This window comes from Pantoea sp. EEL5, assembly GCF_049892805.1.
Taxonomy (GTDB): domain Bacteria; phylum Pseudomonadota; class Gammaproteobacteria; order Enterobacterales; family Enterobacteriaceae; genus Pantoea; species Pantoea ananatis.
Window position 1 is genome coordinate 116,896 of sequence record NZ_JBNDNJ010000002.1, and the last position, 23,543, is coordinate 140,438.

The following is a 23,543-nucleotide window of genomic DNA, read 5'->3' on the forward strand; positions in this document are numbered from 1 at the left end:
GATAAGTTATGAGTAATTCTGAAAATATTCTCGACCAGGAAAAAACCTCAACCTGGCGTAAGTCCGATACCACATGGACACTCGGACTGTTTGGCACGGCCATTGGCGCCGGCGTGCTTTTCTTTCCCATTCGGGCCGGTTACGGTGGGCTGATCCCTATCTTGATCATGCTGGTGCTGGCCTGGCCCATCGCGTTTTACTGCCATCGGGCGCTGGCCCGACTGTGTCTGTCAGGCAGTAACGTATCGGGCAATATTACCGAAACGGTAGAAGAGCATTTCGGAAAAACGGGCGGGGTGGTCATTACTTTTCTCTACTTTTTCGCGATTTGCCCGCTGCTCTGGATTTATGGCGTCACCATCACCAATACCTTCATGGCGTTCTGGCAATATCAGCTACTGCTGCCGGCCCTCAATCGCGGTGTGGTGGCGCTGTTGCTGCTGCTGTTGATGGCTTTTGTGATCTGGTTTGGTAAAGACCTGATGGTAAAGGTGATGAGCTGGCTGGTGTTTCCGTTTATCGCCAGCCTGGTGCTGATTTCGCTGTCGTTAATCCCCTACTGGAATACCGCCGTGATCGATCAGGTTAACCTGAGCGACATCGCCCTGACCGGGCACGATGGCATTCTGGTTACCGTGTGGTTAGGCATTTCTATTATGGTGTTCTCGTTCAATTTTTCGCCGATTGTTTCTTCTTTTGTGGTGTCAAAGCGGGAAGAATACGAGCCGGAAATGGGCCGGACCTATACCGAAAACAAGTGCAGCCAGATCATCTCCCGCGCCAGCATACTGATGGTGGCGGTAGTGATGTTCTTTGCCTTTAGCTGTCTGTTTACCTTATCCCCGCAGGATATGGCGGACGCGAAGGCTCAAAATATCCCTGTGCTCTCCTACCTGGCGAATCACTTTTCCGCCCTGTCGGGTGAGAAGTCCACCTTCTCTACGGTACTGGAATACAGCGCCTCGGTGATTGCTCTGGTCGCTATTTTCAAATCCTTCTTTGGGCACTATCTGGGCACGCTGGAAGGGTTAAACGGATTGATTATCAAATTTCGCTATAAGGGCGATAAAGACGCTGTGTCCAGCCGTAAGCTGAATACGCTGAGCATGGTCTTTATTATGGGCTCGACCTGGCTGGTAGCTTACCTTAACCCCAATATTCTCGACCTGATTGAGGCGATGGGCGCGCCGATTATCGCCTCGCTGCTCTGCCTGTTACCCATGTATGCCATCAGCAAAGTCCCTGCACTGGCAAAATACAAAGGCCGGGCTGACAATGTTTTTGTCAGCGCGATTGGCTTACTCACCATTTTAAATATCGCTTATAAGTTTTTCTGACCGTCATTCAGCCCTGTTTGACCTGACATGTGCTGTTAGTCAGCGCACGTCAGGTCTTTTCACATCCAATTCAACGCGGTGTTCTGTTGTTAACCGCGACCGTGCGGCGCATCCCAGTCAAAGGCCGGGCCGACAGAGATCACCCCGTGCGGGTTGATGGTTTTATGACTGCAGTAGTAGTGGTGACGAATGTGAGGCAGGTTTACTGTGTCGGCGATACCCGGCATCTGGTAAATGTCGCGCAGGAAACCGCTCAGGTTCAGATAGTCGCTGATACGGTGGCGATCGCATTTAAAATGGGTGACGTAAACCGGATCAAAGCGCACCAGCGTGGTCCATAAGCGTAAATCGGCCTCGGTTAACCTGTCGCCAGCCAGATAGCGATGCTGACCCAAGATCTGCTCTACCCGCGACAGTGAGTGGAACAGGGCGGTTACGGCTTCATCGTAAGCGGACTGAGAGGTGGCAAAACCGGCTTTGTACACGCCGTTGTTAATGGTGTCGTAAATCCAGCCATTGAGCGCATCAATCTTCTCTCGCAGGTCAGCCGGATAGTAATCCCCCGCCCGCGCCCCGACTGCATCGAACGCGCTGTTAAACATGCGAATAATATCGGCAGACTCATTGCTGACGATGGTGTTCTGCTGTTTGTCCCATAACACGGGCACGGTGACACGCCCGCTGTAGTCGGCATCCGCATGGAGATAGAGCTGATAAAGAAATTCATTTTGGTGCAGTTTATCGCCAGTTGCATCCGGAAAACTGTCATCAAACGTCCAGCCGTTTTCCAGCATCAGCGGATGCACCACCGAGACATCAATCATGCTGTCCAGACCTTTAAGCTGACGCATCAGCAGGGTACGGTGCGCCCACGGGCAGGCAAGCGACACGTAGAGGTGATAGCGATCGCGTTCCGCCGTAAACCCGGCTTTGCCGCTCAGTCCTGCGCTACCGTCGGGCGTAACCCAGTTACGCCATGCGGATTCCGAGCGCTTAAAGCGCCCACCGGTTGATTTCGTGTCATACCATGTGTCATGCCAGACACCATCAATTAGCTGACCCATCTTGTCTCCCGTACAAACGATAAAAAGAATATTTCCGACTTTAACCATAGGCGGTTATGGATAACTTCGACAGCGCACCACGTGCGTTGCCAAACATTTCGCCCACCCGCATAAATGCGCGCTATACGGCGAACGGGCCAGAGGCGTAATCGGGCTAAGAATGCCTTATCATGGGGCTGTCTACGGCCTGTAACGGACAAGCCGTCCATCACGCCCGTCCCGCAGGATCAGGCGAAAAAAAGATGAAGGAAAGCGGAATGAAAGCGGTACTCTTTGGTTATCACGAAATGGCCTGTACCGGCCTGAAGGCGTTAATGGATGCCGGATTCACGGTTAGTGCCCTGTTTACCCATGCAGATCCCGCGTCCGGCGCGCAGTTTTACGGCTCCGTCGCCCGCCTGGCTGAGCGCCACAACATCCCGGTTTTTATCACCGAGGATGTCAATACAGCCGAATGGCAAGCCCGCATAGCCAGCCTTGAGGCAGATTATCTGTTCTGTTTCTCTTACCGTCAGGTTCTCAGCGAAGCCATCCTGTCCTCTGTTAAAAAAGGGGCCTATAACGTGCATGCCGCCTTGCTGCCGGCTTATCGGGGCCGTGCCCATCTCAATTGGGTGATTATTAAAGGCGAGACGCAAACCGGTGTGACCCTGCACCGCATGATTAAACGTCCTGATGCCGGCCCGATTCTGGCGCAGAAGGCCGTTGAAATTCATCCACAGGACAATGCCCTGGCACTGCATACCCGACTGGTTGCGACCACGGCGCAAATGCTACCGACCTGGCTTGATGCGCTGGTGGCGGGCGAGCTTACCGAAACCCCTCAGGACGAGCGTGCAGCAAGCTGTTTTGGCAGCCGTAAGCCGGAAGATGGCCAAATTCACTGGCAGGCGCCCGCCCGCGATATCCATAACCTTGTTCGGGCGCTGGCGTTTCCCTGGCCCGGCGCTTTTACATTGGCAGACTCACAGCGATTCACCGTCTGGCAAACCCGTGTTATTGATGCGCGTAAAGCCAGCCAGCCGGGTGAAGTTGTTTCAGTTACACCGCTGGTTATTGGCTGTGGGCAGGGACAACTTGAAATTCTGCAGGGGCAGTCTGCGGGCGGCGAATCTGTCACGGGCACGACGCTGGCAGGCCAGCTCGGGCTGATTGTCGGGCAGCATCTGGCGCGCTGAGGGCGGCAGATGCATCCTTACCCAGTCAGCGCGTCAGCCAAGCGCCATACCTGAAAGATAGCCGACTGATGCAGACAGCGTCATCGCCAGCAGGCTCCAGAAGCAAATGCGCGTGACGCTTTTCCTCACCGGCGCATCACCGGCTTTGGCCGCCGTCGCGCCCAGAAGCGTCAATGCCAGGAGCGCCGAGACCGCAATGGCGGGCAAGGCGAAGGGGCCGGTGATCAGCATGGCAACGGCGAAGGGTAAAATACTGCCTGAGGCAAAACTGACCGCAGAAAACAGAGCGGCCTGAAGGGGTTTGGCACTGCTGAAATCGGTAATGCCCAGCTCATCTCTGGCATGAGCGGCTAAGGCATCATGGGCCATCAACTGTTCTGCGACCTGACGAGCCAGCTCGGGCGACAGGCCACGCGCCCTGTATATGGCTGACAGCTCCACCGTTTCAGCCGCAAAATCGGCCTCGAGTTCGGCTTTCTCCTGCCGCAGAGAAGCTTTTTCAGTATCTGACTGCGAGGACACCGAGACGTATTCTCCCGTCGCCATCGATATTGCGCCTCCAACAATACCTGCCAGCCCGGCGAGCAAAACATTGTGATGACTGCTGCTGGCAGAAACGACGCCGGCCAGCAGGCTGGCGGTCGAAACGATGCCATCATTCGCGCCCAATACGGCAGCCCTTAGCCATCCGGCGTGTTCAATTTTATGCGATTCACTATGTAGCATCGGGTCTTCCAGTGATAAGCGATTCGTCTAATCAGGAGGGCAACAGCCTGCATGCGTGCCCTGTGCTATTTTTCATAGCGGGATAGCAGGATATGAAGCACGCCCATCGCGCCATGGCTGTAAAAATAAATCTCTACAAAGGTGGTCAGGAATTTATGCCAGTGCAATACCCTACGCGTCAAATCAGGCGTGGCGAGCGACGTACTGTTAAATAAAAACCATAGCCCACCAGAACAGGCGACGGCGATCAACGCGATAACCCCCAGGCCCTGCACCGTCGCGGCTATGCCACCGCCATGTGCCTCTGGGAGTTTCAGGCCGGTCAGCTGTACGACATCGTTTCGAATACCCCGAAAATCCAGCGTGAGCCAGGCGAAGTACCAGCGAAAACCTCGCTGAACCAGCATCCAGATGAGCATGATAACGCTCGCAGCGATCAGCAACAGTCCTGAGAGTATATGTAGCCAGGTTATCAGCGTCTCCAGGCTGTGCTCGCCGAGCGCTTCACGTGCGGTAAAATTGGAATTGATGATCTGCGAAAGGATCAGCACGGCGACCAAAAGATGAAGCCGTCGAAAAAAGGGTGCATCGTGATGGGGAAGCCACTGACCATAAGATACTTTCATAGCGTTGCCAAAAAGAAGAGGGACGGAACGCTATATTTCCATGACTAGATTAGGCTTACCTTAAGCACCGGGTGGGCCTGGGGCTCTGCGGGATGGTAGGACATGATCGCTTCAAACCGCCCAGCAAAGGATTTTGCTCATAAAAGCAAAACGCACCGGCAGAAAGCAACCGGTGCGTCAGAAAAGCGGTGTAGTCAGGCGTCAGTTAGCGCGCCAGAGCACCCTGAGGTTTTTTGCTGATCAGGCGATCGATACTGTACGCACCCGGACCTACCAGACCTAACACCAGGAAACCACCAGCGATAGACAGGTTCTTCATGAACATCAGCTGGTTCACGCCCTCGGCGAAGTTACTGTGAAACAGAAACGCGGTCAGAATCGTAAAGCCAGCGGTAAACAGCGCGGTAAAACGGGTCAGGAAGCCAAACATGATGGCCAGGCCGCCGCCAAACTCCAGCAGAATAACCAGCGGCAGCATGAAGCCGGGCACGCCCATGGCTTCCATATAGTGCTGAGTGCCGGCGTAACCGGTGATTTTGCCCCAGCCTGCAGTAATAAACAGGATAGTCATCAGGATACGGGCGGCTAACAAACCACTGTCTTCGAATTTTTTCATCATCTACTCCAACGCTAAAAGTTTGCAAGGCAGCAATGCCCGCGGTGAATATTCCCGTTAACTGCATGGTTGCAATTGGCCGGGCTGATAGTTGGAGATGATAGTCGCGCGAAGTGACAGTTGTAAGCGATATAAACTGTCGATGTTATTCAGTAAAACTGAAAAAAGAAAAAGCCAGTCGCACTGGACTGGCTTTGGGGATTCAACGCGGGGGAAGGGCTGATTTAACCATGCGCCAGGTACTCCACAGGCCAAAGCCCCGTTTCGCCCAGCGTAGCAGGCGATTAGGACTGCGAATGGAATAGATAGCTAATGCACTACTGCCAATGGCCAGATAGCGTTTCAGACTCAAAAACGTAAACCAGCCACGATCGTAGGGCGCGGTAATCTCCAGCCAGCTACGCCGCGCGGCACTCATGTCCAGACGCTGCTGCTGAACCTGTTTTAGCAGTTCATCGATACGCGCTTCACGCTCGCGGCGGCTCATTACCGGTTATCCTCAAGCAGATCACGATCGTTCGCCAGTTCCTTGCGCGTGTGGCGCAGCAGGGTTGACTGACGTGATTTACGCAATGTCCATAGCCCAAAGATCAACGCCAGCAAGAACAGCACGCCAGTGGTAATGGCAATAGCCATTAAACGGTACTGTGCATCAACTGCCCAGATAATCAGCACCATCAGGCTCATCAGGCCAAAAGCCGTGAAGAGCATGGTCAGGCCAAGCATCAACAGCATCTGGATGATATTGGCCTTCTCTTCTTCCAGCTCTACCACTGCAAGACGAACGCGTGTTTCGACCATACCAACCAGCGTGGTGACGATACGCTGACCAATATTGATGACCCCTTTGGCCGGTCCGTGGTTCTGCTGTGAATCCGTCATGATTAACGACGCGAGATCAGCATACCGATGGCAACGCCGATGGCGGCACCGATACCCACGCCATGCCATGGATTATCACGCACATAACCATCTGCTTTCTGCGCCGCTTCGCGCGTAGTCGCCGCCAGGCGCTCACCCGATTCACCTAAACGCTCACGAGAGCTGTCCAGCGCAACGCGCGCTTTGTGACGGAGCTTATCCAGTTCACCTTTGGACTTTTCAGTCCCGCTGCTCAGGACTTCTTCCAGCGTATCCGCCAGGTTTTTCAATTCAGCACGCAAATATTCCGATGATGTGTCTTTAGACATAAAATACTCCTTTAACATCAGTAGATTGAATCCGATTAATAGGGCTCCGCCTGTAACTTCTTAAGCTCCTGGCGTGCTTCTTCCAGCTTGCGTTCGCGTTTTGCAATCTTGTCCTTGTCATGACCTTCGTCGCGCTCTTCCTTGAGTTCGCGCTCACGCTCAGCCACTTTCTCTTTCTGAGCGTTGATTTTTTCCAGATGCGAGGCTTTAAGCTTTTTATCAGTACATCCCGCGCGCACCTCGGTAAGGGCGCGCTCCAGACCGTTCACACGGCGCTGATTGTTGTGCTTCTGAGCCATCTCGATTTCACGCTGAATGTCCTGCTCTTTTTGCTGACACAGCGACTGTGCCGCCATCAGGGAGCCTGAAAGAGAAAACAGCGTGATTCCCAGTAGTAACGTATGTTTCATTCGGCTTTGTACCTTCCATTGTTGCCTGACTTAATTCAGCGCACTGCAAGAACCCTCCGCAGTGCGCTGATAACGCGCCTTAGTTTAAGCATAGACATCAGGTGGAAAAAGTCCAAAGATCACCGATATACAGAGAAACGCTTAGCACAGCCTGAAAGTGCGCTAAGCGTTTAAGAAGGGCGACGAATTAAGCAAGTGAAAGGTGAGCCGCCTGGTCGTGTTGCGCGACGATAAACCCGTCCGGCAGCAATCGACGCAGAACTTTCTGCGCGGCGAGGCTTTGCTCTTCGTTGTCAAAATGAATAATCAACGCATCCCCTGAGGGCGTGATGCTTTTGATTCGAATACCCTGGGCGCTCAGCTGCTGATAGAGATAGAAGCCATCGGGCATCGGGGCACCCGCGTGCGAAACGCGAATCTGTACCACGTTTTCATGGCGCATCAGGCTGGGCATCATGCTGACCGCTACCAGCGCAAATGCCCCGCCAATTAACCAGGGAAGCCAGCGTTTAGGAAAAGCGTGTAAAGGTTTCATGAGCCCTCACCACGCTGGTTTGCGCGGCGTTTACGCCACAGCACAATCAGCGAGCCCACCAGCCCAATCACCAGCAACACCAGCGGCAGCATCATCAGGAAAAACATCAGTTCATCTTCGTAGCGGCGGAAGATCGGCGTTTTGCCTAAGGCAAAGCCCAGAACCGTGAGAATGACGACCCACAGAAAGCCACTCATCCAGTTAAAAAACTGGAAACGGGCGTTGCTTAAACCGGAAAGGCCCGCAATTGTAGGCAGCAGCGTACGCACGAAAGCAATGAAACGGCCAATGAGCAGTGCCGATAAGCCGTGACGGTGAAACAGATTATGTGCACGCTGATGATAGCGGGCAGGAAGGTGTGATAGCCAGTTTTGCACCGTCGGCGTGTTCCCCAGCCAGCGGCCCTGAATATAGCTCACCCAGCAACCCAGGCTGGCGCCGGTGGTGAGGACCAGAATGGTCAGCGGAAAACTCATGGTTCCTTTGGCAATCAGCACGCCCACCAGAATCAGCAGGCTGTCACCGGGCAGGAAAGCGGCAGGCAATAAGCCGTTTTCCAGAAAAAGGATCATAAATAAGACGCCGTAAATTGCCCACACCAGTGTTGGATCGGAAAGCGTTTCATAATCCTGTTGCCACAAGGCATGCAGCAGCGCTTGCAAAATTTCCATCAATCATTCCCGAACATCATCGTTGAACATGTCCCACAGGGACCTCAGCGCAGACTGACATTTTTTATCGATTCTGAGAGCGTAGTCTGAGCAAGCGTTTCTGGATCCTTCCAGAACTGATTGTTAAATCAGCGATTTGATAAGCCCTTATCGCAAAAGGTAAGAAAAGGATGATAACTGTAACAAAAATCAAGCTTCGGAGACAGAACTACTCCTAAACGAACAGGAGTTTTACCCTCTGTATCTCGATGTAAAAAGGAGTTTTACATGTCCTGACACTATTGCAGATTAACTGACTGTTTTTCAGTCAAATTAACGCTGAATCGTATCTGCATCCGGAAGGACAACTGGATTTTCACTGAACATGTAGCGGTCAACATTGAACTCAAAATCGTCGGCGGTGGCGTTAAATAACATCTGCTTAGTATTTTCGAGATGTTGCCACATTGCCAGCTTACTGGCGGCGGGATCTTTGCGGATTAATGCTTTAAGAATCTGATCGTGATCGTCGCACCAGCTTACGATACTGCGCTGATCGATATGCTCATGCAGCTTAAGCCAGTAAGGGTTGTGTAAACGGTGCAGCCACATCTTCTCGACAATCGCGGCCAGGGCGCTGTTTTGCGTCGACTGAGCAATACGAACGTGAAACCTCATATCCCATTCAGAGTCCCTGAAATGGTCCTCCTGTCGCGCTTTCTCCTGAATCGCCATTAAATCGACAATATCCTGACGTGTCACCTGGGTTGCCGCGAACTCGGCAACGTTACTTTCAATAAGCTGGCGCGCCTGCAACAGTTCAAACGGGCCAAAGGCGGCAAACTCTAGCTGGCTGCTGCTTTCGGTGACCCGGTTTTGCTGCTGGCTGGAAATCACGTGAATGCCCGAGCCTTTGCGCACCTCAACGTAGCCTTCAACCTCCAGCATGATGATGGCTTCGCGCACCACCGTGCGGCTGACTTCCATTTCTTCAGCGATCAGGCGCTCTGCGGGCAGTTTCTCTCCCACCTGGTAAACCCCGTTTTCAATGCGGCGTTTTAACTCGCTGGCCAGCTGTTGATAAAGTCGACGAGATTCAGTGAGGTCCATGAGGCAATCCAAAGTAACGAGCAGATAAGTTGTTATACCACTTTGCGGCAAGAGAAGAAAAGGGCTGGCACGGGCCAGCCCTCAGGATCAGCTACGTATCGGCGCAGCCTGAGAAGGGGAAGGGGCGGTCTGCAGTTCAGAAATGGGTTTGTTTTTTAACACTGTCCAGATCACCACGGCACCGAGCAAGTCGAACACGGCCAGGGCGGCAAACAGTGGGCTAAAGCCTAATGTATCGGCCAGCGCACCGACGACCAGCGCAAACAGGGTGCTGGCTGTCCAGGCCGCCATCCCGGTCAGTCCGTTCGCCGTGGCAACTTCGTTACGACCAAACACATCGGAAGACAGGGTAATCAACGCACCAGACAGCGCCTGGTGGGCAAAGCCGCCTACGCACAGCAGCGCGATAGCAATATAAGGGCTGGTAAATAAACCAATGGTGCCCGGGCCGATCATTAAGATCGCGCCCATGGTGACCACCATCTTACGTGACACAATCAGGTTGACCCCAAACCAGCGCTGAAACAGCGGGGGCAAGTAACCGCCCAGGATACAACCAAAGTCGGCAAACAGCATGGGCATCCAGGCGAACAGCGCGATCTCTTTCAGGTTAAAGCCGTAAACTTTAAACATAAACAGCGGAATCCAGGCGTTGAACGTTCCCCATGCCGGTTCAGCCAGAAAGCGTGGCAGGGCGATGCCCCAGAACTGGCGATTGCGCAGGATCTGCAGGGCCGACATTTTGGTGGTGTTGCCGGTTTGATGCTGCAGCTCCTGACCCGAAATAATGTAGTGGCGCTCTTCGTCACTCAGCTTTTTCTGCTGCTTGGGATGCTTATAAAACACCAGCCAGCATAGCGCCCAAATCATGCTCAGTACGCCCGCGATAATAAAGGCCATCTGCCAGCTGTGCGCAACAATCGCCCAGACCACCAGGGGAGGTGCCAGCATCGCGCCGATGGAGGAGCCGACGTTAAAATAGCCCACCGCTACCGAGCGTTCTTTCGCCGGAAACCATTCGCTACTGGCTTTTAGCCCGGCAGGGATCATCGCGGCTTCTGCGGCACCCACTGCGCCGCGCGCCAGGGCCAGACCGCCCCAGCTTCCCGCCAGCGCCGTCGCGGCGCAAAAGATCGCCCACAGCACAGCAAACACCGCGTAGCCCACTTTGGTGCCCAGTAAGTCAAGAACGTAACCTGCGACAGGCTGCATGACGGTGTAGCAGGCAGAGTATGCCGCCACAATATAGGAGTATTGCTGGGTGGTGATATGCAGTTCGGTTTGTAGCGTCGGGGCTGCCACGGCAATCGTGTTACGCGTCAGATAGCCGAGTACCGTACCCAGGGTAACCAGGCCAATCATATACCAGCGTAATCCTTTGATCTTACGCATTCTGTACCTCTTCCAGTTGTTTGCGCGGTCTTACCGCTGTTGTTATCTGGAGCGGGACATCTCGTGATACAGCTCTGCTCACGCCCGCCGGCCCTGCACCAGCGACCGTTATCTGCCTTGCCTTGTGTAAGAAAGTTGTTACCTTGCGGTAAAGCGAGAGCCTAACTTGTTATACAACTTTAAAAGTTGAAAGCCATCACAAAAACCCGCAATAGCTTGTGGGATACTGCAAACAGACGAGAACACAGCCAGTTAGCGCGCTGCGGGCGACAATAAGGTCCATATGGGATGTGATCATCTTGCTTAAATGTGACCTGAGTCGTAAAAAAACCTGCAGTCAGCCAAAATTGGTATGATAACTTTGAGCCATTCAGGGGTCATCCCATAAGGAAGCTTTTTATGTCGCGTTTCATGACCGAGGATTTTTTGCTGGACACTGAGTTCGCCCGTCGTCTCTATCACGACTACGCCAAAGACCAGCCTGTCTACGATTATCACTGCCATTTACCGCCGCAGCAGATTGCTGAAAACTATCGTTTTGCCAACCTTTACGATATCTGGCTGAAAGGCGATCACTATAAGTGGCGGGCGATGCGGGCTAACGGTGTGGCAGAGGCGCTGTGCACCGGCGACGCCAGCGATCGGGATAAATTCAATGCCTGGGCGCGCACCGTGCCGCAAACCATTGGCAATCCGCTTTACCACTGGACGCATCTGGAGCTGCGCCGTCCCTTCGGCATTACCGGCGTGCTGCTGTCCGAAAAAACGGCTGATGAGATCTGGCAGCGTTGCAATGATTTACTGGCGCAGGACGCTTTCACCGCGCGCGGCATCATGCAGCAGATGAACGTTAAGATGGTCGGGACCACCGACGATCCGCTGGACGATCTGACGCATCACCGCGTACTGGCTGAAGACAACAGCTTCAAGGTGAAGGTGTTGCCAAGCTGGCGTCCGGATAAAGCCTTTAATATCGAAGCCGACACCTTCCTGCCGTGGATTGGAAAACTGGAAAGCCTGACCGATATCAGCGTGCAGCGCTTTGATGATTTACGTCAGGCGCTGAGCAAACGTCTGGATCACTTTGCGGCACACGGCTGCAAGATTTCCGACCATGCGCTGGACGTCGTATGTTATGCCGATGCCGATGAAACCACGCTGGACAGCATTCTGGCGCATCGTCGCGGAGGCGCTAAGCCGGATGCCCAGGCTATCGCCCAGTTTAAAACCGCAGTGCTGGTATGGCTCGGGGGGGAATATGCTCGTCGCGGATGGGTGCAGCAGTACCATATTGGCGCGCTGCGCAATACCAACCAACGCCAGTTCCAACTTCTGGGCGCAGATGTGGGCTTTGACTCCATCAACGATCAGCCCGTCGCCGAGCCGCTGGCCCGTTTACTCGGTGCGCAAAACCTCAATAACGCCTTGCCTAAAACCGTCCTCTATTGTCTGAATCCGCGGGATAATGAAGTGCTGGCGACCATGGCCGGAAATTTCCAGGGCGAAGGCCAGGCCGGGAAAATGCAGTTTGGTTCCGCCTGGTGGTTTAACGATCAACTGGATGGCATGCAGCGCCAGATGACGCAGCTGGCGCAAATTGGCCTGCTGAGCCGCTTCGTCGGGATGTTAACCGACAGCCGCAGCTTCCTTTCTTATACCCGTCATGAATATTTCCGTCGTCTGCTGTGCCAGATGATTGGCCGCTGGGTCGAACAGGGCGAAGCGCCTGCAGATGAAGCGCTGTTGGGCCAGATGGTACAAAACATTTGCTTCAACAATGCCCGTGACTATTTTGGCATTGAGCTGGGAGCCTGACCATGAAGCGGCTAAACCGCCACGACTTTCCCGGCGCGGTCTACCACGATCGCGTGATTCAGTTCGGTGAAGGTAACTTTCTGCGTGCCTTTATCGACTGGCAACTTGACTGGCTCAATGAACATCAGGGCACAGACGCCGGTGTGGTGGTGGTCAGGCCGCGTAATCGCGACGTCAGCGACAATCTGAATCAGCAGAACGGTCTGTATACCACGCTGATCCGCGGGCTGAACGCGCAAGGCGAACAGGTGAGCGAAAGCCGCCTGATCCGCAGCCTTAACCGTGAGATTCAGCCTTACCAGCAGTTTGACGATTTTATGGCGCTGGCACGTCAGCCTGCTATGCGGTTCGTTTTCTCCAATACCACCGAAGCCGGCATCGCGTTTACCGAAACGGATCGCTTGGACGATCGGCCTGCATCCAGCTTTCCGGGCAAGCTGACGCAACTGCTTTGGGCGCGTTACCAGCATTTCGACGGTGATAAAGAGAAAGGCTGGCTCATCGTGCCCTGTGAGCTGGTCGATCACAATGGCGATATGCTGCGTGAACATGTGCTGCGCTATGCCGATCTCTGGCAACTGCCCAGGGAATTTCAACGCTGGGTTGATACGCGCTGCGCATTCTATAACACGCTGGTGGATCGCATTGTAACCGGCTTCCCGTCCGAGAGCGCCACGCTTGAAACCCAACTGGGCTATCAGGACCGTTTTCTGGTGGCCGGTGAAGTTTATTATCAATTTGTTCTTCAGGGGCCAGCTGCGCTGTTTGACGAACTGAAGCTGGCCGCACTGGCGCCGCATGTCCGCCACGTTGACGATATTGCCCCGTACAAAGCGCAAAAAGTCGCGATTCTGAACGGCGCTCACACGGCCATGGTGCCGGTTGCGTATCTGGCGGGGCTGGAGAGCGTAGGAGAGGCGATGGACGATGAGCAAATCTCGGCGTACGTGGATGCGCTGCTGCGCAAAGAGATTATTCCCACGCTGGATTTGCCCGCTGATGAGCTTAACGCTTTTGCCGATGCGGTACTGCGTCGCTTCCGCAATCCGTTTATTCGCCATGCACTGCTTTCCATCGCCCTGAATGGCATGACCAAGTTCCGTACGCGCTTGCTACAACCTTTGCTGATGTCGCATGCGAAAACAGGGCAGTGGCCACAGCACCTGACGTTTGCGCTGGCAGCCCTGATTGCGTTTTATCGCGGGGAATCGGCGGATAAAAGCTGGCCTCTGCAGGATGAGCCGCACTGGCTGGAACGCTACTCAGAGGGCTGGGCCGCCGTGGCAGCAGAGCAGATCTCTCCTTTAGCGTTGGTCAGTCGCGTATTAAGTGATGCCGAGCACTGGGGACAAGATTTAACACAGCAACCCGGCCTGGCCGAAACGGTCAGCCAGCACCTGCAACGCATCCTCGCGCACGGTATGCGTGACGCGCTGAGCCAACGGAGATAACCATGCAAGACGCCATAAAAATTCATCCGCAGGACAATGTTGCCGTGGCGTTGCATGATATGGAAGCCGACACCACGATTGAACTCGCCGCCCAGCCCGTCACGCTGCTTCAGGACGTGGGACGGGGGCACAAGTTTGCCTTGCGCGCCATCGGCAAGGACGAGTTGATCATAAAATATGGGTTGCCGATTGCGCATGCGACTCAGGCCGTTGGGGCAGGGGAGCTGATTCATTCCCACAATGCGCGCACCAATCTTAGTGACCTGGATCACTATGAATATCAGCCCGACCAGATTGCGTCAGCCACCCAGCCAGGCGACCGTGAGGTACAACTTTACCGTCGTGCCAATGGTGAGGTCGGCATTCGCAACGAGCTGTGGATCTTACCCACCGTCGGCTGCGTGAATGGCATTGCGCGACAGATTTTACAGCGCTTTCTGAAGGAGACGCAGGATGCCGCCGGTACAGACGGCGCTTTTCTGTTTAGTCACACTTTTGGCTGTTCACAGCTAGGCCAGGATCATGACAACACCCGCACCATGCTACAAAACATGGTGCGCCATCCCAATGCCGGCGCGGTGTTGGTCATCGGCCTGGGCTGCGAGAATAACCAGGTGGATGTGTTTCGTGAAACCCTGGGCGCGTTTGAAAGCGATCGCGTTGAGTTTATGGTGTGCCAGCAGCACGACGATGAAGTGGAAGCCGGACTGGAACGGCTGCACGCACTCTATGAAAAAATGCGTCACGATCGCCGCTCGCCCGGCACACTCAGCGAGCTCAGGTTCGGTCTGGAATGTGGCGGTTCCGATGGCTTCTCAGGCATTACGGCGAATCCGCTGCTGGGGCGCTTCTCCGATCAGATGATCGCCAACGGCGGTACCACGGTACTGACGGAAGTGCCGGAGATGTTTGGGGCCGAACGGATTCTGATGGGCCGTTGCCGGGATCGGGCTACCTTCGACAAAACCGTGTCGATGATTAACGACTTCAAACAGTACTTTATCGATCATCATCAGCCCATCTATGAAAACCCGTCACCGGGTAATAAAGCAGGCGGTATTACCACGCTGGAAGAGAAGTCACTCGGCTGTACACAAAAGGCGGGGCAAAGTCAGGTGGTGGACGTGCTCAAGTATGGTGAACGTCTGACAACGCCGGGCCTTAACTTGCTCAGCGCGCCGGGGAACGATGCGGTGGCGACCAGTGCGCTGGCCGGTGCGGGCTGCCATATGGTGCTGTTCAGCACCGGGCGCGGCACGCCGTACGGCGGATTTGTCCCTACGGTCAAGCTGGCCACCAACACGCCGCTGGCCGAAAAGAAACCGCACTGGATTGATTTCAACGCCGGAAGGCTGGTCGAAGGCATGAGCATGGACGCGCTGTTAGCCGACTTTGTTGACACCATCGTGGCGATTGCCAACGGGCAATTAACCAACAATGAAAAGAATGATTTCCGTGAGCTGGCTATTTTTAAAAGCGGCGTGACGCTGTAAACGCAAGGGCGGCATGTCTGCTGCCCTTTTTCACTGTGTTTCCTTACCCTGCCGTTAAGGCTTAGTCAGCTTCTTCTTATCGTTCTTGTGATTCACCCAGGCGTTGATCATCAGGGTTGAGGCAAGAATCGCGCCCACGACGCCCAGCGATATCGCCACCGGGATATGGTAAATATCGACAATCAGCATCTTGATACCGATAAACACCAACACGACAGCCAGGCCGTATTTCAGCATTGAGAAGCGTTCCGCGACGTTAGACAGCAGGAAGTACATGGCGCGCAGGCCCAGAATCGCAAACAGGTTTGAGGTCAGAACGATAAAGGGATCGGTGGTGACGGCAAAGATGGCCGGGATACTGTCGACGGCAAAGATCACATCACTTAATTCGACCATGATCAGCACCAGCAGCAGCGGTGTCGCAAACAGTACGCCGTTTTTACGGGTAAAGAATTTCTCCCCTTCCAGCGTGTCGGTCATGCGCAGGTGTTTACGCAACCAGCGCACCACCGGTTTGTCGCCCACCGCCGCATCATCCTCTTTCGCCATCGCCATTTTGATACCGGTAAACAGCAGGAAGGCACCGAAGATATACAGGATCCAGCTAAACTGCGTGACCAGCCAGCTACCCGCGAAGATCATGATGGTACGCAGCACGATAGCGCCCAGTACACCGTAGATCAGCACACGACGTTGCAGGTTGGCAGGAACAGAGAAGTAGCTGAACAGCATCAGCCAGACGAAAACGTTATCGACCGCGAGGGATTTTTCCAGCACGTAGCCGGTCAGGAAAGCCAGCGTCTGACTGGTGGCGACTTCGCGTCCGGCGGTGCCGTCCAGATACCACCAAAATGCAGCACTGAACAGGAGCGAGACGGAAACCCAAATCAGCGACCAGACCGCAGCCTGTTTAAAGGACATGGTTTGCGAACCGCGACGACCCTGTAAGAACAGGTCAATCGCCAGCATGATAACTACTACAACCGCAAAACTGCCCCAGAGGAGTGGCGTACCTACAGTTTGCATAATCGTATCCTGTCTGAAAAATAAAAAAACGGCTGAAGTCAGAAGACGTCAGCCGCTTATTCAGTGTAAGCAAACCTCGCCTTCCGGCAAGGTCTCACTTACAACTCAGGAATTGATTCTGGGTTGCCTGATGACCGGATGCGTGCGCAACGTAGTGACGATCAATCAGCTTACAAGTTACTCCCCTTTGCAAGCGGGTAAGTTACGTGGCTGGCGCTCAGGAATCAATCATTGCCAGTCATATTTTGAAATATTTACATTCATGATGCATCGGCCGGAAAAACGACGCCCGTCTGACGTCGGATCTCGGTGAGTAATCCGGCCACGCAACGGGAAACCGCCAGCGCCGGATGGCTGACATGGCGCTGTTCAACCAGCCGCACAAAGGTCTCTGCTTCATACAACATGCTGTTGATATGCTGCGGCTGGGTTAACGCCTGTTTATCCCCTTCACGCGGGATAAAGGTCACTGACTGGCACTCAGCGATGCGGTTTATCACCAGCGATCCCGCCTCACCCTGAATTTCACTGGCCAGCACGGAGTCACTGACCTTGGAGTGCACAATCGTGACATCAAACTCACCATAATTGAGGATCACCGTGCCGTGCGCATCGACGCCGCTTTCCAGCAGGGTGGCGGAGGCGTTAACCTGCTGCGGCTCGCCCCATAGCGTGACGGCCAGCGCCAGGCAATAGTAACCGATATCCATGATGGAGCCGTTGGACCAGCGGGGATCGAAAGTATTAGGCCGCTCGCCATTCAGGTAACGCGGATAACGAGAGGAATACTGGCAATAGTTCAGCAGCGCCTTGCGCAGTGTGCCAGTCTTTGCCAGCCCCTGTTGCAGTTGAATAAAGTTCGGTAAGCTGGCGGTTTTAAAGGCTTCAAACAGCACGACCTGATGCCGGAAGGCGCAGGCGATCATCGCCTCAGCTTCCTGCAGATTCGAGGCCAGCGGCTTTTCGCAAATCACGTGTTTACCCTGCGACATAAACAGCATGGCCTGCTGACAGTGCAGGGCGTTGGGGCTGGCGATATACACGGCATCGATTTCAGGATGGGCGGCCATGGCCTCCAGCGACGTAAAAAGCTGGTCGCAGGGATAATCATGACGGAATGCCTCTGCCTGCTGCAGAGTGCGCGAATAGACGGCACAGAGCGTCATCTTGCCGGTTTCATGTGCCGCTTCAATAAAATGACGCGTAATCCAGTTGGTTCCCACAATGGCAAAGCGAATCACAGTTAGCCTCCTGCACAGATAAAAACGCAGAGTAGCATCTGAAACCGGGCAGGCAACGCCAGACGTTGATCCTGAGATCTCCATTCCAATAATATGTCTCGATAACGCACGTTAAGCACAAGACGGGGAGCGCAGGTGAAAGGAAGTAAACATGCACTAAACTGGACCACATTGCTTATCGCCATCCCGGTTGGCTGTGCGGCGTCGTTAGTTACCTTGTTATTTCGTGAAACGATCGAGTTTATCAATCAGTTGCTGTTTGGCCGCAGCAACGACATTACCGAATCTCTGCATCTCTGGCCCTGGATATTCTGGCCGGTTCTGGTCGGTGTCGGCGGACTGCTGGCGGGATTCTTCCTGCGCTATGCGGTGGCAATCGAGCAGCAGCAAACCGTAAAAACAGATTATCTGGAAGTCATCAACGCGCGCCTTGATGTTGTGCCCACCAAAACCTCGCTCTTCCGGGCACTGTCGTCGATAGCCAGTATTGGCAGCGGCGCGTCAATCGGTAAAGAAGGCCCAATGGTTCAGCTTGCCGCCCTGTGCGGCAGCATCATTGGGCGCGTGTTGCCCGGCGCGTTGCAGTTAAAAAACAGTGACGTCGTCGCCATGGCCGCCGCCGCCGGTCTTTCGTCGGTTTATCATGCGCCGCTGGCGTCGGCTATCTTCGTGGCGGAAATTGCTTTTGGCATGTCGGCTTTACAACGGCTGATTCCGCTCGTGGTGTCGTCCGCTGTGGCGGTTATGACCATGTGGACGTTAGGCTTTCGTAATGCGCTGTATCCGCTGGCCGATGTCAGCTTCACGATGGATAGTTACAGCCTGCTGATTACCATCCTGATCGGTTTACTGTCTGGTCTGGCCGGCTTACTCCTTATTCGGCTGATTGCGCGCGCTAAAACGCTGTTCAGTCGGGTCAAGTCCTTGCCGTTGCGCCTTGGGGCAGGGGGATTTGCCGTGGGCCTGCTGGCGCTGATTTCAACCGATATCCTCGGGAATGGTTACGAGGTGATTGTGAAGGTGATGGCGGGTCATTATCTGCTGTCCGGGTTACTGCTGCTACTGGTGTTAAAAACCCTGGCGACCACTCTTTCCGTGGGGTCCAATGCGGTGGGCGGGCTGTTTACGCCGTCCCTGCTCATTGGCGCGCTGCTGGGCATGGTCATTGCACTCGGCGGCGTGGCGCTGCATCTTCCGCTAGATAACGTTTTGCTGTTCGCCGCCGTAGGCATGGCGGCGGTGCTGGCTGCTGTGAGTCAGGCTCCCCTGATGGCGATGCTGATGGTGCTGGAAATGACGCTCAACAGTAGCTTGCTGTTCCCGGTCATGATCGCTTCCGTGCTGGCGACAATGGTGGTTTATCGCCTGCAAATGGCAAGTACCTATCCGGTCGTGACTCACCACTTCAACCGCTCTGAAGCCAAATATGACTTCGATAATATGCGCATCAGCGAGCTGATTATTCCGGGCGCGGCGCTCCAGCCTGAAGCGTCGGTGGGCGAAGCGCTGGCGGTGAGTTCGCTTAAGCGCGAACGCTATGTTTATGTGATCAACGCGGAAGGTGCATTCCTGGGCGTTGTCTCGATTCATGAGATATCGCGCAGGGTGCTGGCACAGGAGATTAATCTGGACTCGCCGGTGCAGTGCGTGATGGATCAGGATTTCCCGGTCGCCTATCAGAATCAAAGCCTACGGGAAGGGTGGGAAGCCTTTGCGGCCGTGACGCTGGAACGCTTGCCGGTGCTGAATAACCCGCAGGAGCGCCGTTTCCTGGGGGCGCTCACCAAAACCAGCCTGATTCAGCAAGCGCAGCAGTTTCTCTAAGCTGCGTTGCCCCGCATCGCCTGTTCCGTCATCCACAGGCGCGCATCGAATTCGAGCTGGTGGTAGTCCGGCTCCATATGGCAGCACAGCTGATAGAACGCCTTGTCGTGGTTTTTCTCTTTCAGGTGTGCCAGCTCATGCACCACGATCATGCGTAAAAAGGGTTCGGGCGCCTGGCGGAAAAACGTCGAAATACGGATCTCGGCTTTGGCCTTCAGGTTGCCGCCCTGCACGCGGGAGATGGCGGTGTGCAAACCCAGCGCATGCTTCATCACCTTAATCTTGTTGTCCCATACCACCTTATTGATCGGCGGAGCATTTCGCATGTAGCGGTTTTTCAGCGCCAGTGTGAAGTCGTACAGCGCCTTATCACTCACTCTGTCATGCATATCAGGATAGCGCTGTTGCAGCACCGGGCCTAAACGCTGGCGATCGATAAGGGTCTGCACCTGCTCAAGGATGGACTCAGGATAACCCTGAAGATAGATAAGTGAGGACATTAGAGATTCCCGGCGAAAGACAGTATACTGCGCCCCCTTTTTGGGGCGAAAATCAACCAAAGTGTACCACGCCGGAGAATTCATGAGCCAACTTGAACTGAACGATCGCGCACTAACCCTGCATCGTTTCCCGCAGATGCGTGACGAGAGTCCGTTACAAGCCTGGGATGCCGCTGATGAATATCTGTTGCAGCAAAGCCTGCCATCGGGTCCGGCGTTGATTTTTAACGACAGTTTCGGGGCGTTAACCTGCGCGCTGCATTCGCGTCCGGTGTGGCATATTAGTGATTCCTGGCTGAGCCAGCAGGCAACGCGCCAGAACCTGCGCCTGAATGCGCTGGATGACAGCGACGTCCATTTCCTCGACAGCCTCTCTGACTTACCGGCGGCGCCCGCACTGGTGTTGATTAAAGTTCCTAAAACGCTGGCCCTGCTGGAGCAGCAACTGCGTGCGGTGCGTCAGGTGATTACCCCGGAAACCGTGGTGCTGGCGGCGGGGCGTGCGAAAGAGATTCATACCTCCACGCTGCAACTGTTTGAACAGATTATTGGTGAAACCAAAACCTCGCTGGCCGTAAAAAAAGCGCGGGTGATATACAGCCAGTTCACCCAACCCGCGCTGCGTGAAAAAGCGCCAACGCAGGTCTGGCCGCTGGACGGAACGCCTTACCAGATTCACAACCATGCCAACGTGTTTTCCCGATCTTCTCTGGATATCGGTGCGCGCTTGTTCATGCAGCATCTGCCGGAAAATATTGAGGGCGAAATCGTCGATCTGGGCTGTGGCAATGGCGTTATCGGGCTGATGGCGCTGGCGCAGAATCCTGAGGCAGAGGTGCATTTCCTTGATGAGTCTTATATGGCAGTGGCCTCCAGCCGGTTAAACGTTGAGGTCAACCGCCCAGACGATCTGTCGCGCTGCCAGTTCCGGGTCAACAACGTGCTCAGTGGCTATCCATCCGATACCTTGCATGCCGTGCTCTGTAATCCACCCTTCCACCAGCAGCACGCGGTCACCGACCACCTGGCCTGGCAGATGTTCCGCGATGCGAAACGCTGCCTGCAATATGGTGGAGAACTGCGCATCGTTGGCAACCGCCACCTTGATTACCACCACAAGCTGAAAAAGCTGTTCGGTAACTGCACGCTGGTGGCCTCCAACAAAAAATTTGTGGTGCTGCGCGCCGTAAAAATGCGTTAACTAAAGCGTTAACGCCAGTGCGGTGGCCTGGGCGATTGCCCGACGGGCATCCAGCTCTTGCGCCACATCGGCCCCGCCAATTACCTGCACCGGTTTGCCGTTTGCCCGCAATGCCGCTTCCAGTTCGCGTTGCGGCTCCTGACCGGCGCAGATAATCACATTATCAACCGGCAGGACAAGCGGTTCGCTGTCGCGTTTGATGTGTAGTCCTTCATCATCAATCGCCAGATACGTAATCCCGCCCCACATTTCAACGCCGCGTGACTGCAGGCTGCTGCGGTGGATCCAGCCGGTGGTTTTCGCCAGCGTTGCGCCGGGCTTGCCCGCCTTACGCTGAAGCAGCCAGATTTGGCGAGGGGATCGCAGCGGCGCGGGGGCGATCAGACCTCCGCGCTGCGTCAGGCTGTGATCGATGCCCCATTCACGATAAAAGTCGTCCACCGTTTCGGTCTGATGCGGTTGAGAAAGGTATTCTGCCGTATCAAACCCGATCCCGCCTGCGCCAATGATCGCCACGCGCGGCCCAACCGGACGTTTATCCGCCAGCACATCCAGATAGCTCAGCACGCTGGGATGATCGATACCGGGAATCTCTGGCGTGCGGGGTTTAATGCCGGTTGCCAGGATAACCTCATCGACGTCAGCCAGCATAGCGGCGCTGACCCGGCAACCTGTTTTAATGACCACGCCTGCCGCAGGTAAACGATGACGAAAATAGCGCAGGGTTTCGCTGAACTCTTCTTTGCCAGGGATCTGACGGGCGATATTGAACTGCCCGCCGATGTCTGGCGCGGCATCATAAAGTGTTACCTGATGCCCCCTTTCTGCCGCCTGCAACGCAAACGCCATGCCCGCCGGTCCGGCGCCGACCACGGCCAGCCGTTTAGCTGCGCGCGTCGGCGTAACGGGCATCAGGGATTCATGGCAGGCGCGGGGGTTAACCAGGCAGGAGGTCACATGACCGGCAAAAATCTGGTCCAGACAGGCCTGATTACAGGCGATACAGGTGTTGATGCTGTTGTCATCCCCCCGCTGCGCCTTGCTGACAAAGGCAGCATCGGCCAGAAAAGGTCGCGCCATCGACACCATGTCTGCACAGCCATCCTGTAATAGCTGTTCGGCCACCTGCGGGTGGTTGATACGGTTAGTCGCCACTACCGGCACCGCGACGTGCTGACGCAAACGGCGCGTGACCCAGGCAAAGGCGGCGCGGGGGACGCAGGTGGCAATGGTTGGAATTCGCGCCTCATGCCAGCCAATGCCAGTATTAAACAGCGTCACACCGCAGCGTTCCAGCTCGCTGGCCAGCTGCAGCGTCTCTTCTAACGTGCTGCCGTGGTGAATTAAATCCAGCATCGACAGCCGGAAGATAATAATAAAGCGCTCGCCAGTGGCCGCGCGTACCGCACGAGTAATTGCCAGGGCAAATTGCATGCGCCCGGTAAAATCACCGCCCCAACGATCCTGGCGCTGGTTGGTATGCTGCACCAGAAACTGGTTAATCAGATAACCTTCGGAACCCATGATTTCCACACCATCGTAGCCCGCCTTCTGGGCGAGCCGGGCACAGTGGGCGAAATCGGCAATGGTCTGTTCAACCTCGGCATCGCTCAGTTCACGCGGAGTAAAGCGATTGATGGGGGCCTGTATCGCAGAGGGGGCAACCAGATCGCGCTGAAAGCTGTAGCGGCCCGTATGCAATATCTGCAGGGCGATTTTCCCCTCATGCTGATGCACCGCGGCGGTAATCTGTCGGTGCCAGTCACACTGTGCGTCGTCATTCAGTACGGCACCGTGTTCGGCGGTCACGCCCTGGGGATTCGGTGACACGCCGCCTGTGACGATCAGCGCCACGCCTTCCCGTGCACGCTCGCCATAGAATGCCGCCAGCCTGGCCGCGCCATCTTCACGCTCTTCAAGGCCCGTATGCATTGACCCCATCAGAAAACGGTTTCTGAGCTGAGTAAAGCCCAGATCGAGCGGGGTGAATAAAGCAGGATAGTGGGAGGGCAGCGCTGTCATAATCACTCACAGATAAAGTGGTCGGATGAGTTAGCTTCAACCATTTCTATGTTAAAAAAAAGTGAAATGGCATCAGGGTGTGAGAAACATCATAAAAGCGTCACTACCCGGCGCGGCAGTCCGCCCCTTAAACACG

At 55.0% G+C, this 23,543-nt stretch carries 23 protein-coding genes; 7 read left to right on the forward strand and 16 right to left on the reverse strand.

The window, feature by feature from the left end; genetic code table 11:
- The first annotated feature begins 8 nt into the window (after window positions 1–8).
- The gene (tdcC, locus tag ACPXSQ_RS12085) at window positions 9–1,337 is read left to right on the forward strand and encodes a threonine/serine transporter TdcC (RefSeq protein ID WP_013027339.1); all 1,329 of its coding nucleotides are present in this window, start codon (window positions 9–11) and stop codon (window positions 1,335–1,337) included.
- 89 nt (window positions 1,338–1,426) lie between these two features.
- On the opposite strand, the gene ACPXSQ_RS12090 is transcribed toward tdcC, so the two are convergent.
- Entirely contained in the window at window positions 1,427–2,401 is a 975-nt protein-coding gene (locus ACPXSQ_RS12090) for a glutathione S-transferase family protein (protein WP_014604930.1), read from the reverse strand.
- Between the two features lie 257 nt (window positions 2,402–2,658).
- Between ACPXSQ_RS12090 and ACPXSQ_RS12095 the strand changes: the two genes are divergently transcribed.
- Window positions 2,659–3,579 (forward strand): formyltransferase family protein, encoded by a 921-nt coding sequence (locus ACPXSQ_RS12095; protein ID WP_015699449.1) that lies wholly within the window; start codon window positions 2,659–2,661, stop codon window positions 3,577–3,579.
- A gap of 33 nt (window positions 3,580–3,612) precedes the next feature.
- Here the strand turns inward: ACPXSQ_RS12095 and ACPXSQ_RS12100 are convergent, their stop codons facing one another.
- From ACPXSQ_RS12100 to ACPXSQ_RS12150, 11 genes are all read right to left on the reverse strand, one after another.
- Window positions 3,613–4,305, reverse strand: a complete 693-nt coding sequence (locus ACPXSQ_RS12100; protein WP_042677125.1) for a VIT1/CCC1 transporter family protein — start codon at window positions 4,303–4,305, stop codon at window positions 3,613–3,615.
- A gap of 65 nt (window positions 4,306–4,370) precedes the next feature.
- Complete coding sequence (locus ACPXSQ_RS12105; RefSeq protein ID WP_105082827.1) at window positions 4,371–4,931, reverse strand: cytochrome b/b6 domain-containing protein; 561 nt, start codon at window positions 4,929–4,931, stop codon at window positions 4,371–4,373.
- Window positions 4,932–5,136: 205 nt separating this feature from the next.
- A complete protein-coding gene (locus ACPXSQ_RS12110) occupies window positions 5,137–5,547 on the reverse strand; it encodes a DoxX family protein (protein ID WP_024471122.1) in 411 nt (136 codons plus the stop codon).
- A 202-nt stretch (window positions 5,548–5,749) separates the two neighbouring features.
- Window positions 5,750–6,034, reverse strand: coding sequence for a YqjK-like family protein (locus ACPXSQ_RS12115; RefSeq protein WP_014604933.1), 285 nt, complete (start codon window positions 6,032–6,034; stop codon window positions 5,750–5,752).
- Window positions 6,034–6,429: a phage holin family protein gene (locus ACPXSQ_RS12120; protein ID WP_013027332.1), complete on the reverse strand. Its 396-nt coding sequence runs from the start codon at window positions 6,427–6,429 to the stop codon at window positions 6,034–6,036. Before ACPXSQ_RS12120 ends, ACPXSQ_RS12115 begins: the two co-directional genes overlap by 1 nt.
- A gap of 2 nt (window positions 6,430–6,431) precedes the next feature.
- Window positions 6,432–6,737 (reverse strand): DUF883 family protein, encoded by a 306-nt coding sequence (locus ACPXSQ_RS12125; protein WP_014604934.1) that lies wholly within the window; start codon window positions 6,735–6,737, stop codon window positions 6,432–6,434.
- Between the two features lie 35 nt (window positions 6,738–6,772).
- Entirely contained in the window at window positions 6,773–7,147 is a 375-nt protein-coding gene (locus ACPXSQ_RS12130; protein ID WP_013027330.1) for a DUF1090 domain-containing protein, read from the reverse strand.
- 187 nt (window positions 7,148–7,334) lie between these two features.
- A complete protein-coding gene (mzrA, locus tag ACPXSQ_RS12135; RefSeq protein WP_013027329.1) occupies window positions 7,335–7,682 on the reverse strand; it encodes an EnvZ/OmpR regulon moderator MzrA in 348 nt (115 codons plus the stop codon).
- The gene (locus tag ACPXSQ_RS12140) at window positions 7,679–8,353 is read right to left on the reverse strand and encodes a DedA family protein (RefSeq protein WP_014594688.1); all 675 of its coding nucleotides are present in this window, start codon (window positions 8,351–8,353) and stop codon (window positions 7,679–7,681) included. Before ACPXSQ_RS12140 ends, mzrA begins: the two co-directional genes overlap by 4 nt.
- Before the next feature lie 312 nt (window positions 8,354–8,665).
- Entirely contained in the window at window positions 8,666–9,442 is a 777-nt protein-coding gene (gene exuR, locus ACPXSQ_RS12145) for a transcriptional regulator ExuR (protein WP_014594687.1), read from the reverse strand.
- An 87-nt stretch (window positions 9,443–9,529) separates the two neighbouring features.
- Window positions 9,530–10,834 carry an MFS transporter gene (locus tag ACPXSQ_RS12150; protein WP_013027326.1) on the reverse strand — a complete coding sequence of 435 codons (1,305 nt, stop codon included), beginning with the start codon at window positions 10,832–10,834 and terminating at the stop codon, window positions 9,530–9,532.
- Between the two features lie 399 nt (window positions 10,835–11,233).
- Here ACPXSQ_RS12150 and uxaC point away from each other — a divergent pair, with 399 nt between their 5' ends.
- Genes uxaC through ACPXSQ_RS12165 form a run of 3 tightly spaced genes read left to right on the forward strand, consistent with a single transcriptional unit; the run spans window position 11,234 to window position 15,593 of the window.
- Window positions 11,234–12,649 carry a glucuronate isomerase gene (uxaC, locus tag ACPXSQ_RS12155; protein ID WP_105088588.1) on the forward strand — a complete coding sequence of 472 codons (1,416 nt, stop codon included), beginning with the start codon at window positions 11,234–11,236 and terminating at the stop codon, window positions 12,647–12,649.
- Window positions 12,650–12,651: 2 nt separating this feature from the next.
- Window positions 12,652–14,100 carry a tagaturonate reductase gene (locus ACPXSQ_RS12160; RefSeq protein ID WP_072139065.1) on the forward strand — a complete coding sequence of 483 codons (1,449 nt, stop codon included), beginning with the start codon at window positions 12,652–12,654 and terminating at the stop codon, window positions 14,098–14,100.
- A 2-nt stretch (window positions 14,101–14,102) separates the two neighbouring features.
- Window positions 14,103–15,593, forward strand: coding sequence for a UxaA family hydrolase (locus ACPXSQ_RS12165; protein ID WP_105088587.1), 1,491 nt, complete (start codon window positions 14,103–14,105; stop codon window positions 15,591–15,593).
- Window positions 15,594–15,647: 54 nt separating this feature from the next.
- Here ACPXSQ_RS12165 and ACPXSQ_RS12170 read toward each other — a convergent pair whose 3' ends face one another.
- Both ACPXSQ_RS12170 and ACPXSQ_RS12175 read right to left on the reverse strand, forming a co-directional pair.
- Window positions 15,648–16,619 (reverse strand): TerC family protein, encoded by a 972-nt coding sequence (locus ACPXSQ_RS12170; RefSeq protein ID WP_013027322.1) that lies wholly within the window; start codon window positions 16,617–16,619, stop codon window positions 15,648–15,650.
- Between the two features lie 260 nt (window positions 16,620–16,879).
- Window positions 16,880–17,860, reverse strand: coding sequence for a Gfo/Idh/MocA family protein (locus ACPXSQ_RS12175; protein WP_426143886.1), 981 nt, complete (start codon window positions 17,858–17,860; stop codon window positions 16,880–16,882).
- 135 nt (window positions 17,861–17,995) lie between these two features.
- On the opposite strand from ACPXSQ_RS12175, the gene ACPXSQ_RS12180 reads away from it, so the two are divergent.
- A complete protein-coding gene (locus tag ACPXSQ_RS12180; RefSeq protein ID WP_013027320.1) occupies window positions 17,996–19,684 on the forward strand; it encodes a chloride channel protein in 1,689 nt (562 codons plus the stop codon).
- Here the strand turns inward: ACPXSQ_RS12180 and ACPXSQ_RS12185 are convergent.
- Window positions 19,681–20,184 (reverse strand): M48 metallopeptidase family protein, encoded by a 504-nt coding sequence (locus ACPXSQ_RS12185; protein ID WP_014604939.1) that lies wholly within the window; start codon window positions 20,182–20,184, stop codon window positions 19,681–19,683. The two genes, ACPXSQ_RS12180 and ACPXSQ_RS12185, sit on opposite strands and share 4 nt — an antisense overlap.
- A gap of 82 nt (window positions 20,185–20,266) precedes the next feature.
- Between ACPXSQ_RS12185 and rlmG the strand changes: the two genes are divergently transcribed.
- The gene (gene rlmG / locus ACPXSQ_RS12190; RefSeq protein WP_014594681.1) at window positions 20,267–21,385 is read left to right on the forward strand and encodes a 23S rRNA (guanine(1835)-N(2))-methyltransferase RlmG; all 1,119 of its coding nucleotides are present in this window, start codon (window positions 20,267–20,269) and stop codon (window positions 21,383–21,385) included.
- Here the strand turns inward: rlmG and ACPXSQ_RS12195 are convergent, their stop codons facing one another.
- Window positions 21,386–23,407 carry an NADPH-dependent 2,4-dienoyl-CoA reductase gene (locus ACPXSQ_RS12195; RefSeq protein ID WP_105080636.1) on the reverse strand — a complete coding sequence of 674 codons (2,022 nt, stop codon included), beginning with the start codon at window positions 23,405–23,407 and terminating at the stop codon, window positions 21,386–21,388. It abuts the gene before it with no gap.
- Between the last annotated feature and the right edge of the window lie 136 nt (window positions 23,408–23,543).

Bases quoted from the DNA above. Each gene is read 5' to 3' on its own strand.
- tdcC (WP_013027339.1), top strand. From the start codon at position 9: ATGAGTAATTCTGAAAATATTCTCGACCAGGAAAAAACCTCAACCTGG.
- ACPXSQ_RS12090 (WP_014604930.1), bottom strand. From the start codon at position 2,401: ATGGGTCAGCTAATTGATGGTGTCTGGCATGACACATGGTATGACACG.
- ACPXSQ_RS12095 (WP_015699449.1), top strand. From the start codon at position 2,659: ATGAAAGCGGTACTCTTTGGTTATCACGAAATGGCCTGTACCGGCCTG.
- ACPXSQ_RS12100 (WP_042677125.1), bottom strand. From the start codon at position 4,305: ATGCTACATAGTGAATCGCATAAAATTGAACACGCCGGATGGCTAAGG.
- ACPXSQ_RS12105 (WP_105082827.1), bottom strand. From the start codon at position 4,931: ATGAAAGTATCTTATGGTCAGTGGCTTCCCCATCACGATGCACCCTTT.
- ACPXSQ_RS12110 (WP_024471122.1), bottom strand. From the start codon at position 5,547: ATGAAAAAATTCGAAGACAGTGGTTTGTTAGCCGCCCGTATCCTGATG.
- ACPXSQ_RS12115 (WP_014604933.1), bottom strand. From the start codon at position 6,034: ATGAGCCGCCGCGAGCGTGAAGCGCGTATCGATGAACTGCTAAAACAG.
- ACPXSQ_RS12120 (WP_013027332.1), bottom strand. From the start codon at position 6,429: ATGACGGATTCACAGCAGAACCACGGACCGGCCAAAGGGGTCATCAAT.
- ACPXSQ_RS12125 (WP_014604934.1), bottom strand. From the start codon at position 6,737: ATGTCTAAAGACACATCATCGGAATATTTGCGTGCTGAATTGAAAAAC.
- ACPXSQ_RS12130 (WP_013027330.1), bottom strand. From the start codon at position 7,147: ATGAAACATACGTTACTACTGGGAATCACGCTGTTTTCTCTTTCAGGC.
- mzrA (WP_013027329.1), bottom strand. From the start codon at position 7,682: ATGAAACCTTTACACGCTTTTCCTAAACGCTGGCTTCCCTGGTTAATT.
- ACPXSQ_RS12140 (WP_014594688.1), bottom strand. From the start codon at position 8,353: ATGGAAATTTTGCAAGCGCTGCTGCATGCCTTGTGGCAACAGGATTAT.
- exuR (WP_014594687.1), bottom strand. From the start codon at position 9,442: ATGGACCTCACTGAATCTCGTCGACTTTATCAACAGCTGGCCAGCGAG.
- ACPXSQ_RS12150 (WP_013027326.1), bottom strand. From the start codon at position 10,834: ATGCGTAAGATCAAAGGATTACGCTGGTATATGATTGGCCTGGTTACC.
- uxaC (WP_105088588.1), top strand. From the start codon at position 11,234: ATGTCGCGTTTCATGACCGAGGATTTTTTGCTGGACACTGAGTTCGCC.
- ACPXSQ_RS12160 (WP_072139065.1), top strand. From the start codon at position 12,652: ATGAAGCGGCTAAACCGCCACGACTTTCCCGGCGCGGTCTACCACGAT.
- ACPXSQ_RS12165 (WP_105088587.1), top strand. From the start codon at position 14,103: ATGCAAGACGCCATAAAAATTCATCCGCAGGACAATGTTGCCGTGGCG.
- ACPXSQ_RS12170 (WP_013027322.1), bottom strand. From the start codon at position 16,619: ATGCAAACTGTAGGTACGCCACTCCTCTGGGGCAGTTTTGCGGTTGTA.
- ACPXSQ_RS12185 (WP_014604939.1), bottom strand. From the start codon at position 20,184: ATGTCCTCACTTATCTATCTTCAGGGTTATCCTGAGTCCATCCTTGAG.
- rlmG (WP_014594681.1), top strand. From the start codon at position 20,267: ATGAGCCAACTTGAACTGAACGATCGCGCACTAACCCTGCATCGTTTC.
- ACPXSQ_RS12195 (WP_105080636.1), bottom strand. From the start codon at position 23,407: ATGACAGCGCTGCCCTCCCACTATCCTGCTTTATTCACCCCGCTCGAT.